We start from the raw sequence: 14,952 nt of genomic DNA, 5'->3' as shown, positions 1-14,952 counted from the left end.
GTAACATAAATGTTACATATGGAACAAAAAGATTACAAATTCGAGATAGTACTCACCCTCCTCCAAGAAAAAAACCACATACGCGCGATCGCCAACAAACTGGGCACAAACCACATGATCATAGTACGAAAAATGCGCGAGCTACTTGACTCAAACGTAGTCGACTTTCTCCAAGAAGGAAAAAACAAAACATACTTCCTAAAAAAAACCGTAGAGGCAAAGTGCCATGTGCATATGGCTGAATACTACAAAAAGCTACAAACCATAGAGAAGTATCCATCGCTAAGGGCAATCATCGAGAAACTTGAAAATGACCAAAGAGTCCAGTTAGCGGTTATTTTCGGGTCATACGCAAAGTACACTGCCGACAAAGGAAGCGACATTGATATTTTCATAGAAACCCAAGACAAGGCTCTAAGAGATGAGTTGGCGAGGACTGATTCTAGGTTAAGCTTAAAAATAGGCACCTACCAAAAAGAGTCAGCATTGATTAGGGAGATTGAAAAAAGCCATGTTGTGCTAAAGGGCGTCGAAAAGTTCTATGAAAAAAATCGGTTTTTTGACTAAGCTCCACAAAGAAGGCAAGTTGCAGCTTGTCTCACCAAGTGACGCCATTAAAGAGTCATATCTGTCAAAATCGGAGAGTAATCTTATCTCCGCAAAGATTCTGTTGGATAACCAGCGGTTGGAAGAAGCAGTCGGTTTAGCCTACTACAGTATGTATAACATGCTGACTGCACTACTGTTTCAAGTCGGTATAAAATGCGAAAACCACACCGCAGCAATATTGCTGTTAAAATCGGTCTTTGACTTAGAGGACAGGGATATTTCGTTTGTGAGAAAAGAGAGAATTGACAAGCAATACTACGTTGATTTCAACATAACAAGAGATGACGCCCAATACGTGATAGAGACCGCGGAAGACTATAACAGGTGCCTTTTTGATTTTATAGCAAAGATGAATAGCGAGAAAATTCGATGCTACAGAGAGCAGTTTCTGAGTTTAATATAAAAATTCCTAAACCAGTTCAATTTTATAGAAGAAAGCAGTTGCACATTTAATAGGACAAAATTGCAAAACAAACAATTTTGATCTACTATTCCAGGAGGGGCTTGATTTTTTCGTATATGTCCGCGGGTTTGATGGGTTCGCCGCAGTGACTGCAGATGAGCAGCTTGCCTTTCTTGGGGATTTCAAGCATGCCGCTGCATTTGGGGCATTTAAACGCCGACCCCACCACTTCTTGCTTATCAAGCAAAGCCCAAAGCGCAGTAAAATCCGCTATGGATTCGTCGGAGGGCAGCGAAGCCTGTGGTTCCTGCTGGGGTTCTGCAGATGTGTAGTTTTCGCCCGTGAACACTTCATGCGCGCAGACCTGACAGAGCTTCTTGCCCATGTACTGAGGAAAATCCTTGCGGCTCCCCCATTCACGCGAGCCGATGACGTACCAGCGTATGTAGCCTTTTTTGAGGTGCTTGTTCCAGAACACCATCTTCCGCTCGTGCCATTCGAGTGTTTTGCCGCATCGCGCGCAGGTTTCAGTTTCGGACATGTTAGTTATGCTCTGGCGTGGTGGTAATTAGATATTACGCATAAACCGCCAGCATCAATGAGACAAGTTCGAAAGCAAACCTGCTAATGTGGGATCAACTATCAAAAAAATATGGCTTAAAAAATTAATCAAATGGTTTGCTTATAAACTGGCGGGGCTTTCCATCGCTGGCTGGCGCCGGGCAGCTGACCGGCTCCCTCATCTTGAGAGTTTTGGCGGCTTAGCCCGCTCTAACAGTAACTCAGGGATTTCGCGGTTCTGCTTGTGGAAAACGCCACAACCAGCAGGCAACCCAATGCAAACGTAGAAACAAAAAAGCAACCGCAAGCCAAACCCGCAGGTTGTTGTTGTGTAAAGGGGGGGTCCCCACAGCAACTATAGAAAAAGCAATCATCACTTAAGGCAGGAGATTTTGAGGTACTGCTAAACAGTGGGGGCAGGTTAGATGCCTAGGCGCTTGACGTTGTTGGCGTAAAAGTTGTCAAGAATTCGGTGCCCCTCAGGATGCGTTTCGTTTCCGATTGCGATGCGTTCGGGGTGGAACTGAACGCCGAAGAACAGCTTGCCTTTGTGTTTGACGGCTTCGACTTCGCAGCTATGGGAATCCGCAATCAAATTTAGCCCTGCATCATCCAGGCTGCTTTTGACGACGTAGTCGTTATGGTACTCGGCGAGGGGAACGCTTTGGCCTCTGCGGAACCTCGATAAGATATCGCCTGTCTGGACGATGTTGACTTGCTCGAAGCGGTCAAGAACTGGCTGGGGCAACGTGGCGGTTTGCGCCCCAAACGTGCGGCACATTAGCTGGTGGCCAAAGCAGATGCCAAGCAGCGGCACCTCGCAGCCCTCAATAAGGGCCTCTACACCGTCGAATTTGGCTTTATCCTTGGGGTTTGTGATTCGGGCTTCTGAGCCGCTGATAACCACCGCTGCCATGTCAACGCCGACTTGGTAGTCCTTCTCGATTTTGGTGTAGGGCACGATTTTGCAGACAGTGAACTTGTTTAGGGCGTCGGCTAAGGGGTTGATTTTGTTGCCGTCAAGGTAGCAGTTTACAAGCAGGGTTTTAGTCATGTTTATTCCTCAGTTGATTGAAGCATCTTATACATAACTTCATAACTTTTACCGTAGTCACCGTCGGCTTTCTCGAGTTTAGCTCGGAGCTTGCCCATGCGCTCGATTATGGCGGCGGAATCCTTCTTTTTCATAAGCTCAAGCCACCCCTCGGCGTTGGCGATGAAGCGCTCCTCGATTTTATCCACTCCCGCAAGCTTAGTCTGGATATTAGCGTAGAGATCCGGAGTCTCCAGCGCTGTGGCCTCCGCCAAAGTGAAGAGCATGCGGTAAGTGGTGCCTGCAAGCTGCTTGGATTCCCCGTAGGCGGGCTGCTCAAGGAGGGTTTCGCAGGCAGCTAACCCCAAAAAATGCGGGAACCCCAAAACAACCGCCATTAATTCATCATGCTTTTTGGGGGGCATAACAAAGACGTGGGCTTGCTGTTTCTCCAGCCACCTCTTAAATTCCTCAGCGTAGGCTTCTTCTTGGGGACCTGTCGGGGTAAGCACGAAGGCTTTGTGGGCTACGCCGCTGCTGCCGGGGCCAAAAACGGGGTGTGTCCCAAGCACCAGGGCATCCTTGAGGTAGCGGTGCATTATTTCCACGGGGTATTCTTTGATGGAGCAGATATCCATAACTGGCTGCCCCCTATGAATGGACGACGCGATTTTCTTGACGATTTCCTCAAAAGAAGAGATGGATACGCAGATGAGGACTCGGTCAGCGCCCTTAACTGCGGCTGGGAAATCGGCAACTTCGACGCCCAACTCGTCTTTCAGCTTTGCCAGCTTCTCTGGTTTTCGGTCGGCAACCACAACTACGTCGCCGTTGTCCCTACACCACTTCGCGAACCAAACACCCATTTTTCCCGCGCCAAGCACCGCGGTTCTCATTGGGCTGCCTCGCATATTTTATCTAAACCAGCCTCGATTTGGTCGTTTGGCGCGGTTAAGCTGATGCGGAAATGCTCAGGGTAATCGCCGAAGCTTGAGCCGGGAGCCACAGCGACGCCGCTGTCGAGGAGGTCAAGAGTGAATTTTGTGCCGTCCAGTCCCTTCTTGCGGGGGAACACGTAGAAGGGTGCTTCTGGCTCGGTGAATTCGAAGCCTGCAGCCCCAAGTTTTCTGCTTGCAAGGTCGGCGCGTTGCTTGTATTTGGCTTTGATGCCGCTGGCGATTTGCGCATGCAACTCTAGGCCCTTGAGCGCCGCGTCCTGGATGAAGACGGGTACGTTGTTGAAGGTGATTTGGTTGAGTTTGGTGACTTTGTCGACGAAGGCTTTGTTGGCGACTATGTAGCCGACGCGCCATCCCGTCATCGTGAAGGTTTTGCTAAAGCCGTTAGAGAGGATGTGGGATGTGTCGGTGCCGTAGTCAAGGATGCTTTTGGTTTTCTTAAACGCGATGGCGCCGTAAACTTCGTCGGAGAGGACGGTTACGCCTTTTCTGTTTGCGACTTCAACGATGCCGTCAAGGGTCTGGCTATCCATGACTTTGCTGGTGGGGTTAGTGGGGTTGTTGAGTATGATCATCTTTGTTTCGCCGTCGATTAAGCCCTCAAGCTTATCGAGGTCAACTTTCCAGCCGGTCTCCATTTCGGTGCGCAGCAACTTGACGTTGGCGCCGAAGCTCTTGGCGATTAAGTCGTAGGCTGTCCAGTAAGGAGTAGGGATAATCACGTTGCCGCCGCCCTTCAACATTAGAAACATAGTGGAGAAGATTGCCCATTTCGAGCCGGGGGTGATGACGACGTTTTCGGGTTTGACGCCGTGTACCTGGGCGATTTTCTGCCGCAGCCGCAGCTCGCCATATGAGGAAGAGTATTTGGTGTTGCCTGCCTTCATCGATGCGTAGGCTGCTTCCACGATTTCAGGGGGCGTAGCCATGTCTGGGTCGCCGAGGTTTAAGCGAATTATCTTTTTTCCTTCACTTTCAAGTTTCAAGGCTTTCTCGTTTATTTCATAGAGCATAGGAACTAACTCTCCGTTGAGAGCGATGGATTCTTCAGTGTTGAACGGTGCTGCACATATTAACTATTTCGTGGTAAATGCGCTCAATTCTATCGGGGTCAAGCTTTAGAAGCTCCGCTCTTTCGCGGACACGCTGGAAAACCTCGGTTTCCCGATGGATGTCATGGACTGGTTTGCCCTGTTGCTTCTTCAATTCGCCGATGGCCCGGCAGATTTTCACGCGCAACAAGATATCTCGTAGAATTTGGTCGTCGACTGCATCGATTTTTTCTCTTAAATCTGTTATTTCACTCATTTTTTATTGCTCCCTTAGGGTTTTTGGGATATCGCCTGAACGTATCAGGTGATCCGTTAAGGTGACTGCGACTGCGGCTTCAACTGCTGGCACCGCTTTAGGTACTACGCAGGGGTCATGTCTGCCCTTGACGCTTATGCTGGTGTCTTGCATCGAAGTCAAATCAACTGTTTTCTGCTCCTTACTGATAGAGGGTGTGGGTTTGATGGCTACGCGTACCACAATCGGCATGCCGCTGGATAAGCCGCCAAGTATGCCGCCTGCGTTCCCGGTTGCTGTCACCACTTTGCCGCCTTTAACCAAAAAAGCATCGTTATTCTCGGAGCCCCTTATCTCCGTGGCGTGAAAGCCAGCGCCGAACTCAACGCCCTTCACCGCGGGTACACAGAACAGTGCCTTCGCCAAATCCGCATCCAACGCATCAAACAGCGGTTCCCCTACTCCGGGGGGCATATTAAGCGCTATGCATTCGACGACTCCACCAAGGCTGTCTCCTGCTTCCTTAGCCGCGATGATGGCTTGCTGCATTTTCTCAGCGCAATCCAAATCCGGGCAGCGTGTGGCTGCGGCGTTGCGGTTCCGCCGGATTTCTGCCGGTGTGAAGTCTTTGTGGCTCTTGACGGGGCCGATGGCTTGGGTGTAAGCGAGCACGTCGATGTTGTATCTGCCCAACAGTTTCTTAGCGACTACGCCTGCCATAATCAGCGAAACCGTGACTCTTCCGCTGAAGCGTCCTCCTCCTCGGTAATCGTTGAAGCCTCCATAGCGGATGCTGGCCGGGTAATCGGAGTGACTGGGTCGGGGCGTATTTTTGAGGGAGTCGTAGTCGCTTGATTGAGTCTGCTTGTTTTCCACTGTGACCGCTATGGGTGCACCCGTGGTGTAGCCGCCAAAGACACCGCTGAGGATTCTGGCGGTGTCCTTCTCAACTCGGGCAGAAACAATTTTGGGTTCCGCAGGTATGCGCCTATCGAGTTCCTCTTGGAAGTCTGCTTCGGAAAGCAGCAGCCCCGCTGGGCAACCATCCACGACTACGCCGACAACTGCGCCGTGGCTTTCGCCGAAGCTGGTTACAGTGAATATTTTACCTATCGAGTTTCCCGACATCGACTTTTACTCCTAACTGCTTTAGATGATGGAAGAACTGCGGATAAGACTTTCTGATGCACTCTGAATGCGAAATGGTGGTCTGGCCCTCTGCACCCACCGCGGCAACTGCGGCTGCCATGGCTATGCGGTGGTCGTTGTGGGGGTCGATGGCTGCTCCATGTAGCGGTGACCCCGTGATGGCTAATCCGTCTTCGGTTATGACGATTTCGGCGCCCATACGGCTAAGTGCCTCGTAGAGTGAGGCGAGCCGATCAGATTCTTTAAGCCGAAGCCGCTTGGCGCCAGATATGTGGGAGGTGCCGTTTGCGTAGCATCCCAATGCAGCTATGGCTGGGACAAGGTCAGGGATGTTTTTCGCGTCCACATCAACCGGCTTTAGGGGGTTGCCTGTGCCCCGGACTTCGACGCTGCCCCGGCAAACCTTACCCTCCACTCCCATCTGTTGAAGGATGGTGAGTATGGCTTTGTCGCCCTGTACTGCCTGATAGTTGAGGTTGCAGACGGCGACTTTGGAGGTTGTGATGGCTGCGGCAGCTAACAGAAATGCGGCGCCAGAGAAGTCGCCTGGAACAGTGTCGTCTGCCGCTTTGTAGGTTTGGCCGGCGGGTATTGCAATGCAGTCCCCGGTTAAGCCTACGGTGATGGCGTGTCTAGAAAGCACCGCCTCAGTCATCTTCACGTAGTCCGCTGACTCCAGCGGTGAAGTAAGCGTTATCTGGGTTTCCGCCACGGCAAGGGGACACGCAAACATAAGCCCCGAAATGAATTGGGAACTGACGTCGCCTGCAATCTGGGTTCTGCCCCCCACGATGCCTCCGCCATCCACAAACACCGCATCCAACTCGCCGACTTTGCCGATGTGAGCGCCTGCGCCGAGGTCTTGGAGGCAATCCAGCAGCGGCTCTATGGGGCGACGGGTGATTGAGCCGTGAAACAGCAACGCCGAGGCTCCTTCTGCCAAAGCGGCGACGGGAACCATAAACCTCAGCGTGGCGCCTGACTCGCCGCAGTCCACCGGTTCCTCAGCGGCTAAAAGCGGCTGTGCACCCTTGATTGCCCAGCAGCCATCTTCCGCCCGAAACTCGGCGCCCAGCGCCGTAACCGCCCGTAGCGCCGCCTCCGTGTCCTCGGAATAAAGTGGATTTGTAATTTTTGAGGTACCCTCGGATAACGCTGCGGCTATCACCATGCGCTGTGTGTAGGACTTAGAAGCCGGAGCGCATACTTCGCCGCTTAGGCATGGTGATTTTTTGATGGCGACATCCATGCTTATAGCACCTTGGCTTTTTCGCTGTTGGGGTGCGCAACTATGACTTCGCCCTCAAACTTATCCAGCGCCGCCTTGACTGCATCTACCTTATCTTTGTGTGCTACAGCGGTTGTTGCGGGTCCTTTGCCGCAGAGCCCAGCCGCAACCGCGCCCGCAGCCAAAGCATCTATCGCGACTGCACTGCTGAGGCATGAGGCAGCAGAGTAAATCAGCCCATTGAGGGTGAGCGCCTGCCAGAACCTGCCCATGGTTGCCTGCTCAAACGCGACCTCCACCAGCGGCTTAACCGTGGCCAACCTCGCAACATCAACGTTTATGGTGTAGGCTTTCTGGGGTGGCACATGAAACAGAACCACTAAGTCCTGCTGCAGCGCCGCCCTGTTGAGCAGCGTACAGGTTTTGTTATCTGTGACTACGGCGCCGCCGAAGTAGGAGGCGCAGGCATCGTCGAAGGCGCCGGTGACTGTGACTTTAGCTTCAAACGCGGCTTCTACGCCGAGCTTCACAATTTCGAGGTCGCCTATTTTTCTGTCCAGAGCCGCCGCCGTTGCCAGAGCGACTGCGTTTGCGGCGACGCTGCTGCTTTTCAGTCCCCGCGCTATGGGTATGTTAGATTGGGTAGTGATTTTTGCGCCAAAACTTTTCTTTAGCCCCAAATGCTGAATGACTCTTGCAGCTGTTTTCTCGATAAGCAGCGTGCTCTCTTTGGGATCCGAAATTATTTCTGCCTCAAACACGCCTGCTTCACTGGTTAACTTTACTTCTGCTTTAGTCCACAAATCCACGCCGAACGCTGCGCCCTTACCCAGCGCAATCGCGTTAACGATTGTTGCTGCGCCATGCGCTACCGCCGATGCTTTACCGCTCACAGTTACGCCCTCTGCTGTAAGTGATTAAGCGCTGCCTTCCTCATAACTTCAACGGGGGCGGATTTGCCTGTCCAGATTTCAAATGAGGATGCGCCCTGATAAATCAGCATCTCCACGCCGCTTACGACTTTGGCGCCTGCGGCTTGGGCATCTTTGGCGAGCTTTGTCTCGAGGGGGTTGTAGACGATGTCCATAACGGCGAGGCTTCGCCGCAGCAGCTTCGCTGGCACGGGGGTTTCGTCGGCTTTAGGCTTCATACCCACCGATGTAGCGTTAATTAAAACGTCGGAATCCCGCAGGTTCTCATCAATGTCGCTTGGCGACAGTGAGCCGTACGCGATTTTTTTATTAAACGACTTCTCCAGAAGCCTAGAGATCTCCTGTGCCTGCTTGACGGTGCGGTTAAGCACTGCAAGCTCATCTGCCTCCTTTGCCAGCGCGTAGGCTATAGCTCTGGCTGCTCCGCCGGCGCCCAGCAGCAGCACCTTTCTGCCCTTAAGCTCCACCCCGTTTTCCTTAAGAGCCCTGATTGCGCCGACGCCGTCGGTGTTGAATCCGAAGAGAAGCTTTTCTTTGCAAAGAATAGTGTTAACGGAGTTTACTATTTGCGCTGAGAGGTCTATGCGGTCCAAATGCGCGATTACATTGGTTTTATGGGGCATGGTGACGTTTAAGCCGCGGATGTTTAGGGCTCGGGCGCCGTTGATGGCGTCGGCTACGCCTCGGGATTTAACCTTAAACGCCAGAAACACGTAATCCAGCTCCAGCGCCCCAAAAGCGGCGTTATGCATAGCGGGGCTTAAAGTGTGCTCGATGGGGTCGCCGATGACGCCGCATACCCGCGTTTTCCCCGAGATATTCATGGCTTCATCCCCAGCACCCCATAAGCCGCCCGCATATCGCTGATGCTCATCTGGCCCGCAGCGGTTTCGCTGCCAACCCCCAGCGAGGCAAAGGTGAAAAAGCCTCCGAACACCGGCGAGAGCAACCGCGAGGTTTTGCCGTCTTTGCCCATGCAGAAGCACACCAGCTTAGCTTTAGCGGAGGCAAACGATACAAAGCTCAGTACAGGAAGGTTATCTTCAACCTGCTTGGCGGTCAAGATGATTTTGCAGACTGCAGCTCCGCAGGCGATTTGCTCGTCTAAAATATGCTCCATCGCGGACACGGGGAGGATGCCGTCGAATTTATGGTACGAAACAATGGGTTGTGCTCCCCGCTTTTTTAGTTCAGAGACGGTTTGGTCGCGTATGCTGCTGGAGAAATCCATGTCCACATACTCAAAGCCGCTGTCTGCCGCGGCAAAGAGGATTTGCTGGCGCTGTGCTTCGGTTCCTGCGAAGAAGCCGCCTTCGCTCTGCAGTTTGTTGGTTGCGATGAGAGGGATTTTTGTGGCTGAGGTCAATTTTGAGAGGCTCTGCGTTTCCTTTAGCTGGTCAAGGCGGACTTCGATGAGGTCTGCTTTGGCTTGCTCTGCCTGCCCGATTAGGGTCAGCGCTTCCTTTTCGGTTTTGGGAAGAATCGAAACGCAGATTCTCAAGGTCACTTTTCAATCACCGTTTCATCCGGCACCGAAATGCCGAAGTGCCTGCCGCCCCGCGCGGCCAAATGCACCACCACCTCGTCGCCTGCCTTAAGCTCCGTGACGGGTTTGGAGCCAGCTGAAGTGACGACGCGTATGGTTTCGGCGTTCTGTAGAATCACCTTTATGGTTTTATCTGCCGCCTGCGCCTCGACGAGGATCAGGGGGCGGATTTCGATTTTGATTCTGCCAACGTTGGCTTTGCGGGTTTTGCCCTCGCGGTTCACCAAGATGACTTCGTCGCCGGCTTTAAGCTCGGAGAGGTAACGGGTAGTCTGCAGGTTGCCCAGCGTATACATCGAAAGTGAGCCTGCGTTGACGCGGAAGGGGCGCGACGCCACATAGGGATTCTCGTTGACTTCCGCCTCTACCAGAAAGAGCCCTGCGCTTTGGCTGCCTACCAGCATGCCTTCGCCTGCCACCATCAAGTCGCAGGTGTCCACGCAGACACGGGCGCCGGTGCTGATGGGTTTGGTTGACGATATTTTGGCGGTTGCCATCTCTAGCTTGAGGGCTTCGGGTTTTACGACGGCGACGGTTTTGAGGACTTCGTCGGGGTCAATGGTTTTAAGCAGGACGCCGTCGGTGCCCAATTCGAGGGTTTCCAGCGCCACTTTGGCTTCCTCGGCGTTTTGGACTTCGGCGATGAGTTTGCTTTTGCCCTTTATTCGGGCGATGAGGTTCTCAAGCGGAATAACCCGCCAGTTTTCGCAGCTGATAATAAGGTATTCTGCGCCCAGCTCGGCGGCTTTCACTGTCAGGTTTTCTGTTGCTTTGTCTTTTATGCAGATCCGCAGGGCTTTGTCGGCTTTTCCGATTTGGGCTTCGCTGCCGGGGGTAGATATGCTGAGGCTTGTTTTGTTTGCCAGAAACTGTACGTTGGCGTCTTCGATGACTGCATCGGCGTATTGGTCGATGAGCTGCTGCATAGATGTCTTCTTTTTTGCCTCTATTTCCAGCCAAAGTTCCTTCAAGTTTTTTCACCGAAGATTTTTTTTGCCTGCTCCACCGTCACATCCTCATGCACGATGGCGCTGAGGGCTTTGGCGATTCGGGTGGGGTTGTCGCATTGGAATATGTTGCGTCCAATCGAGAGCCCCGCTGCACCCGCCTGTAATGCGTCGTAGGTGGTTTGGAGCACTTCCTCTATGGATTTGCATTTGGGTCCGCCCGCGATAACTACGGGGGCTGGGCAGCTTTCTGTGACGGCGCGAAAGCTTTCGATGGTGCCAGTGAAGTTGGTTTTGATGATGTCTGCTCCCAGTTCGGCTCCGATGCGGGCTGCGTGAGCCACCACTTGGGGGTCATGCTCGTTTTGGATTTTGGGTCCCCTCGGGTACATCATTGCCAGCAGAGGCAACCCGTAGTGCTCGCATTCCTCGCTGACTTTACCCAGGTTAGATAGCATCTTGTCTTCGTCCTGTGCTCCTATGTTTACGTGTACGCTAACGGCGTCAGCGCCTAACCGCAGGGCTTCTTCGACGCTGCAAACCTGGACTTTGCCGTTGGGGTTGGGGCCGAGGTTAGAGGCGGCTGAGAGCATAACGATTAAGCCTGCGCCGTCCACGTCGATGCATTTAGCTATGCCTTTATGGACAAGAATGGCGTCGGCGTCGCCTGCGACAAGCTGGTTGGTTATGGTTTGCATGTTAGTTATGCCTGCTACGGGTCCGATGGTGATGCCGTGGTCCATGGGCACTATAACTGTGCGGTGGTCTTTCTGCATGATTTTTTTGAGTCTGCGCGTTTTTCCTACGTTCATAAGCATCCTTCCTAATGTGTTTTAAGCGCGTTTTTAATTAACTTTAGCGCTTTCTCTTTTTCATTCCAATCTACAAACAGCAGAATACTTGAGGTGATAGTTAAGATGCCGCTGATGTTTATGCCGTTAACACGCAGGTCCTCGCTGATTTTGCCTATGATGCCATGGGTTTCCTCGAGTCCGACGCCGCTGGTTTTGATGAATACGAGGTCGCGTTTAACTGCCATCGCTATGGTTTCCTGGTGGCTAACGGTGATCTGGTGAATCTGGTTGAATAGGTCCTCGATGTTTTCGCTTTGTGGCACGTAGAGTATGATGGAGTTGGTGTTCATGGACATGCCCAGCAGCATACTGTTCTGTTTAACCTGTTCAACTATCTCTGAGATAACCTGCGGATGAGCCGAAAGGCCGTTTCCTATCACAGTGATTTCCGCAACTGGGGCGGGCTGAGCGATTTCTGCGTCAAGCTCCCATGCTAATGCACCCGTGATGATGGTGCCTTCCATGCTTAAGTCGCCGTGCCGGTTGCTTATGACTTTCACGTCGATGCCGCGGGGTTTGTATTTAAGGGCTTTTCTGTGTATGAATTTGGCGCCGCTATCCGCTAGGCCAACCAGCGTATTCACGTCTATAGTGGGCAGAAGCATAGGTGACTGGATAATTTTGGGGTCACTAGACATTATGCCATCCGCATCGGTCACCAGCACCACTTGGTCTGCGCCTATGCCCTCTGCTAGGAGGAACGCTGTGGTGTCGCTTCCGCCTCTGCCTAAAGTTGTGATTTTGCCGTCTCGGGTTTTGCCTATGAAGCCCGCGATAACGGGTATGGTGCCTGCTTCGACGAGGGGAAGTATGCAGGCTTGGATGTTTTTGGCGCAGTCAGAGAGCAGGGGGTTGGCGTTTTGGAAGGAGTCGTCGGTGATGATGGGCCATTTATCATCCATGGGGTCGAAGTAGCATGCGTCGGCGCCGTTGTTGCGTAGGGCAGCGGCGAATACGCGTATGCTTGTGCGTTCTCCCATCGAGAGGATATCGTCTAGTTCGTGTTTTGATAGTTTGCCATTCGAAGTGTTTTTTGCTGTAGCCATGAGTACATCGGTGGTTTTGCCCATTGCTGACACTACAACGGCGATTTTGGTGCCTTTTTTTGCTTCATTAACAACAGCCATGACAGCACGCAAAAGCCGCTCGTGGTCAGCTAGGCTTGAGCCGCCGAATTTAACTACAATTTTCCGCGAGGATTGTTTTGCCATTTTCTGTTACACCCATCCTTGCCCAGAACCGTTCACAAAAATTTGCAGTTCTGGGCTTAACGAAAATAACCGAAATAATAAAAGACGTAGTCGAAGCTGCGGCGGTGGACTGCGTTGCCTTGGAGTGTGTTAGCGGTGGACATGCTTCGAACCTGAGCAATCAGACATCTTCTATTAAATATAAGCGTTTCGGATTTGAGCCTATATCAGTTGATTAAAAAAATCTGGCGTTAATTGTTTTTTTGTATAGTTGTTGTTGCGGGGGACCCCTCTTTACACAACAACAACCCAAGGGTTGCCTAAAACAATGCATTTCTGCGTCGGGCGCTGAGGCTTATTGCAGACTGGTTGTGCAATATGCCACAAGCAGAACAAGCAAAAAATCTTATCTACTGTGGGGGCTGAGGCTCCGCTTCCGGTGGACCTGGCATGGGCGCGGCGAGTTTTCTCTGCTCCAACGCCTTCACCGCCTCCGCCAATGCCCTGGCCGCTTCCCTGCGCACCCCCGCAGAGTTATCTTCAGCTTTAGAGGCGATGTCTTTCTCTAAACTCGCCATCTTACCCAACGCAGCCTGCTTCTTGCGCTCGTACTCTGCACGGAGCTGCTCCATCTCAGCCGACGAGTTCTGCTCCGCCAACTCCAGCCGCTTCCTTGCCGCAAACAGCTTTTCTTCAGCCTCAAATATCTGCTGCTGAATCGCCACTCTGCGGATGGGGTTGCTGGTTTTGGTTTTCTTGAACTCCTCAATCTGAGCCTCCAACTCCTTCACGTTGGCTGACAGTAACTCCATGGCAACGCGCCTCTTCTCGGATAGCTCTTGACTTTGAACCTCAAAATCAGCGTCGATATCCCCGCTTTTCCCCGAATCCACCGAGGAATTGCCAACAGCCATAGCCAGCCTCCTCTTTGCCGCGTTAAGCTTCTGAGTTAATTCGGAGACCTTCTGGTCTTTAGCCATCTTCTGCAGGGGGTGGCGGTAGCTGGTTTTAATCTGCTGTGCCTCAGCAAGCTCCATCTCGATGCTTTGCATGCTGCGCATGAGGTTCTCGATGGCGCTTTTTCCTTTTACCACCAGTTCCTTGCTTTGGGCAGCGTAGCCTTCATCGATTTTGTTGAGCAGATACCGATTCTCCACCAAAGTGCGGAGGGAAACTTCCATGTCTGCTTCGCTGGAGATGCGTTTTGCCAATTCCTCCTCGATTTCCCCAAATATCCGGTTGTACTGCGCCATAAAATCTTCATCTGCACCGATGACTTCGCTGGATTCAAAGGACATGATGATCTGCCGCAGATTCACCATCCAATCATCGAAGTAGCGGCTCACCGGCGCCTGCTCAAACACTTCCCCGCCCAGTAAATCCAGATAACCCAGCGTCTCAGCCACCACCGACTCAATCCCCAAGTTACGCTCCGCCAGCAAACCCGCCGCGTCAAAATCCGTCTGCGGCTCCTCAATGGGGGCTGGCTCCACCGGCAGCGGCAACTCGACGGGGGCAGGCAGCGGCGGTTCAGCGGGGACCTCCGAAGGCAGCAGAGGCTCAGCTAACAGGGGCGCGGCTGGCTCGATGACTGGCACGGCAGCCTCAACGGCTGGGGGCTCCTCAACGACAGGCGCAACTGGGGCAACGTCTTTGATTAGTTGTCCGGCGGCTGCTTGCTGGATGAGCGCTTCCAGTTTTGGCATAACATCATCTAGTACCTTCATCATGACTTCGCGGTATCTTGCCTCTTTTAGGTCCAAAAGCTCGCTGTGCCCGTTCATGAAGGATACCGCCAGGTGCCCGCTGGGGTAGATGCGTATTTGGGAAGCTAAACCCAATTCGAGGGGGAGTACATGCAGGGAAACCTCGAGGGGGCTTGTCAGGGGCGAAAGGCAGGCTTTAAGTGCAGAGAGAAACTGGGTTACCTCGTTTTGTTCCTGTTGGATTAGTTTGCCGATGTCGGTGATGTCGGAGGTGACCGCTTGGAAGGTGTCTGCAATGTCGTCTAGGCTAAGCTGTTTATTAGCGCCGTTTGGCTTGTGGGCTATGGACGCCGCTGGGTATGTTTGGGACTCCGTCTCTTGGGACATGGCTGACAACCCAGCATTAAGGGTTCATTGCAAGAAAACGCATTGGCGTACCAAAATTTACGCACACTCATCAAAGACTTTGTTAGTAAAAAATTTTTTACTAAAAATTCCTTCACCAACCATCTTATTTGCATCTTGTAATATAGAATCTTTGAGGATGA

At 52.4% G+C, this 14,952-nt stretch carries 16 protein-coding genes; 2 read left to right on the top strand and 14 right to left on the bottom strand.

From position 1 onward, the window contains the following. The first annotated feature begins 18 nt into the window (after nucleotides 1-18). Both NWE93_13070 and NWE93_13065 read left to right on the top strand, forming a co-directional pair. Complete coding sequence (locus NWE93_13070) at nucleotides 19-567, top strand: nucleotidyltransferase domain-containing protein (protein ID MCW4001158.1); 549 nt, start codon at nucleotides 19-21, stop codon at nucleotides 565-567. Further along, complete coding sequence (locus tag NWE93_13065; protein MCW4001157.1) at nucleotides 542-1,012, top strand: HEPN domain-containing protein; 471 nt, start codon at nucleotides 542-544, stop codon at nucleotides 1,010-1,012. Before NWE93_13070 ends, NWE93_13065 begins: the two co-directional genes overlap by 26 nt. An 85-nt stretch (nucleotides 1,013-1,097) precedes the next feature. Here the strand turns inward: NWE93_13065 and NWE93_13060 are convergent, their stop codons facing one another. The 14 genes from NWE93_13060 to NWE93_12995 all read right to left on the bottom strand — a co-directional run bounded on the left by NWE93_13060 (nucleotide 1,098) and on the right by NWE93_12995 (nucleotide 14,791). Continuing rightward, entirely contained in the window at nucleotides 1,098-1,553 is a 456-nt protein-coding gene (locus NWE93_13060; GenBank protein MCW4001156.1) for a hypothetical protein, read from the bottom strand. A gap of 441 nt (nucleotides 1,554-1,994) precedes the next feature. After that, entirely contained in the window at nucleotides 1,995-2,627 is a 633-nt protein-coding gene (locus NWE93_13055; protein MCW4001155.1) for a gamma-glutamyl-gamma-aminobutyrate hydrolase family protein, read from the bottom strand. A gap of 2 nt (nucleotides 2,628-2,629) precedes the next feature. Then, the gene (locus NWE93_13050) at nucleotides 2,630-3,502 is read right to left on the bottom strand and encodes a prephenate dehydrogenase/arogenate dehydrogenase family protein (protein ID MCW4001154.1); all 873 of its coding nucleotides are present in this window, start codon (nucleotides 3,500-3,502) and stop codon (nucleotides 2,630-2,632) included. Continuing rightward, nucleotides 3,499-4,578: a pyridoxal phosphate-dependent aminotransferase gene (locus NWE93_13045; protein ID MCW4001153.1), complete on the bottom strand. Its 1,080-nt coding sequence runs from the start codon at nucleotides 4,576-4,578 to the stop codon at nucleotides 3,499-3,501. Before NWE93_13045 ends, NWE93_13050 begins: the two co-directional genes overlap by 4 nt. A gap of 34 nt (nucleotides 4,579-4,612) precedes the next feature. Beyond that, nucleotides 4,613-4,873 carry a chorismate mutase gene (locus NWE93_13040; protein ID MCW4001152.1) on the bottom strand — a complete coding sequence of 87 codons (261 nt, stop codon included), beginning with the start codon at nucleotides 4,871-4,873 and terminating at the stop codon, nucleotides 4,613-4,615. Between the two features lie 3 nt (nucleotides 4,874-4,876). After that, nucleotides 4,877-5,980 carry a chorismate synthase gene (gene aroC, locus NWE93_13035; protein MCW4001151.1) on the bottom strand — a complete coding sequence of 368 codons (1,104 nt, stop codon included), beginning with the start codon at nucleotides 5,978-5,980 and terminating at the stop codon, nucleotides 4,877-4,879. Next, nucleotides 5,958-7,250, bottom strand: a complete 1,293-nt coding sequence (aroA, locus tag NWE93_13030; GenBank protein MCW4001150.1) for a 3-phosphoshikimate 1-carboxyvinyltransferase — start codon at nucleotides 7,248-7,250, stop codon at nucleotides 5,958-5,960. Before aroA ends, aroC begins: the two co-directional genes overlap by 23 nt. A 2-nt stretch (nucleotides 7,251-7,252) precedes the next feature. Further along, nucleotides 7,253-8,122 (bottom strand): shikimate kinase, encoded by an 870-nt coding sequence (locus tag NWE93_13025; protein MCW4001149.1) that lies wholly within the window; start codon nucleotides 8,120-8,122, stop codon nucleotides 7,253-7,255. Between the two features lie 2 nt (nucleotides 8,123-8,124). Beyond that, nucleotides 8,125-8,985 (bottom strand): shikimate dehydrogenase, encoded by an 861-nt coding sequence (locus NWE93_13020; GenBank protein MCW4001148.1) that lies wholly within the window; start codon nucleotides 8,983-8,985, stop codon nucleotides 8,125-8,127. Then, the gene (locus NWE93_13015) at nucleotides 8,982-9,668 is read right to left on the bottom strand and encodes a type I 3-dehydroquinate dehydratase (protein MCW4001147.1); all 687 of its coding nucleotides are present in this window, start codon (nucleotides 9,666-9,668) and stop codon (nucleotides 8,982-8,984) included. The genes NWE93_13020 and NWE93_13015 overlap by 4 nt, the downstream gene beginning before the upstream one ends. Beyond that, entirely contained in the window at nucleotides 9,665-10,678 is a 1,014-nt protein-coding gene (locus tag NWE93_13010) for a 3-dehydroquinate synthase II (protein ID MCW4001146.1), read from the bottom strand. The genes NWE93_13015 and NWE93_13010 overlap by 4 nt, the downstream gene beginning before the upstream one ends. Continuing rightward, nucleotides 10,675-11,466, bottom strand: a complete 792-nt coding sequence (locus tag NWE93_13005; GenBank protein ID MCW4001145.1) for a 2-amino-3,7-dideoxy-D-threo-hept-6-ulosonate synthase — start codon at nucleotides 11,464-11,466, stop codon at nucleotides 10,675-10,677. Before NWE93_13005 ends, NWE93_13010 begins: the two co-directional genes overlap by 4 nt. A gap of 11 nt (nucleotides 11,467-11,477) precedes the next feature. Next, complete coding sequence (locus tag NWE93_13000) at nucleotides 11,478-12,719, bottom strand: aspartate kinase (GenBank protein ID MCW4001144.1); 1,242 nt, start codon at nucleotides 12,717-12,719, stop codon at nucleotides 11,478-11,480. Between the two features lie 389 nt (nucleotides 12,720-13,108). Beyond that, on the bottom strand, nucleotides 13,109-14,791 hold the full coding sequence (locus NWE93_12995) for a hypothetical protein (GenBank protein ID MCW4001143.1): 1,683 nt from the start codon (nucleotides 14,789-14,791) through the stop codon (nucleotides 13,109-13,111). Nucleotides 14,792-14,952 lie beyond the last annotated feature (161 nt).

The organism is Candidatus Bathyarchaeota archaeon (assembly GCA_026014735.1).
GTDB lineage: Archaea > Thermoproteota > Bathyarchaeia > Bathyarchaeales > Bathycorpusculaceae > Bathycorpusculum.
This window is presented reverse-complemented; position numbering and strand designations above follow the sequence as displayed.

Excerpts from the sequence above, each read along its gene's own strand:
- NWE93_13070 (MCW4001158.1), top strand. The coding sequence starts at position 19 with ATGGAACAAAAAGATTACAAATTCGAGATAGTACTCACCCTCCTCCAA.
- NWE93_13065 (MCW4001157.1), top strand. The coding sequence starts at position 542 with ATGAAAAAAATCGGTTTTTTGACTAAGCTCCACAAAGAAGGCAAGTTG.
- NWE93_13060 (MCW4001156.1), bottom strand. The coding sequence starts at position 1,553 with ATGTCCGAAACTGAAACCTGCGCGCGATGCGGCAAAACACTCGAATGG.
- NWE93_13055 (MCW4001155.1), bottom strand. The coding sequence starts at position 2,627 with ATGACTAAAACCCTGCTTGTAAACTGCTACCTTGACGGCAACAAAATC.
- NWE93_13050 (MCW4001154.1), bottom strand. The coding sequence starts at position 3,502 with ATGAGAACCGCGGTGCTTGGCGCGGGAAAAATGGGTGTTTGGTTCGCG.
- NWE93_13045 (MCW4001153.1), bottom strand. The coding sequence starts at position 4,578 with ATGCTCTATGAAATAAACGAGAAAGCCTTGAAACTTGAAAGTGAAGGA.
- NWE93_13040 (MCW4001152.1), bottom strand. The coding sequence starts at position 4,873 with ATGAGTGAAATAACAGATTTAAGAGAAAAAATCGATGCAGTCGACGAC.
- aroC (MCW4001151.1), bottom strand. The coding sequence starts at position 5,980 with ATGTCGGGAAACTCGATAGGTAAAATATTCACTGTAACCAGCTTCGGC.
- aroA (MCW4001150.1), bottom strand. The coding sequence starts at position 7,250 with ATGGATGTCGCCATCAAAAAATCACCATGCCTAAGCGGCGAAGTATGC.
- NWE93_13020 (MCW4001148.1), bottom strand. The coding sequence starts at position 8,985 with ATGAATATCTCGGGGAAAACGCGGGTATGCGGCGTCATCGGCGACCCC.
- NWE93_13005 (MCW4001145.1), bottom strand. The coding sequence starts at position 11,466 with ATGAACGTAGGAAAAACGCGCAGACTCAAAAAAATCATGCAGAAAGAC.
- NWE93_13000 (MCW4001144.1), bottom strand. The coding sequence starts at position 12,719 with ATGGCAAAACAATCCTCGCGGAAAATTGTAGTTAAATTCGGCGGCTCA.
- NWE93_12995 (MCW4001143.1), bottom strand. The coding sequence starts at position 14,791 with ATGTCCCAAGAGACGGAGTCCCAAACATACCCAGCGGCGTCCATAGCC.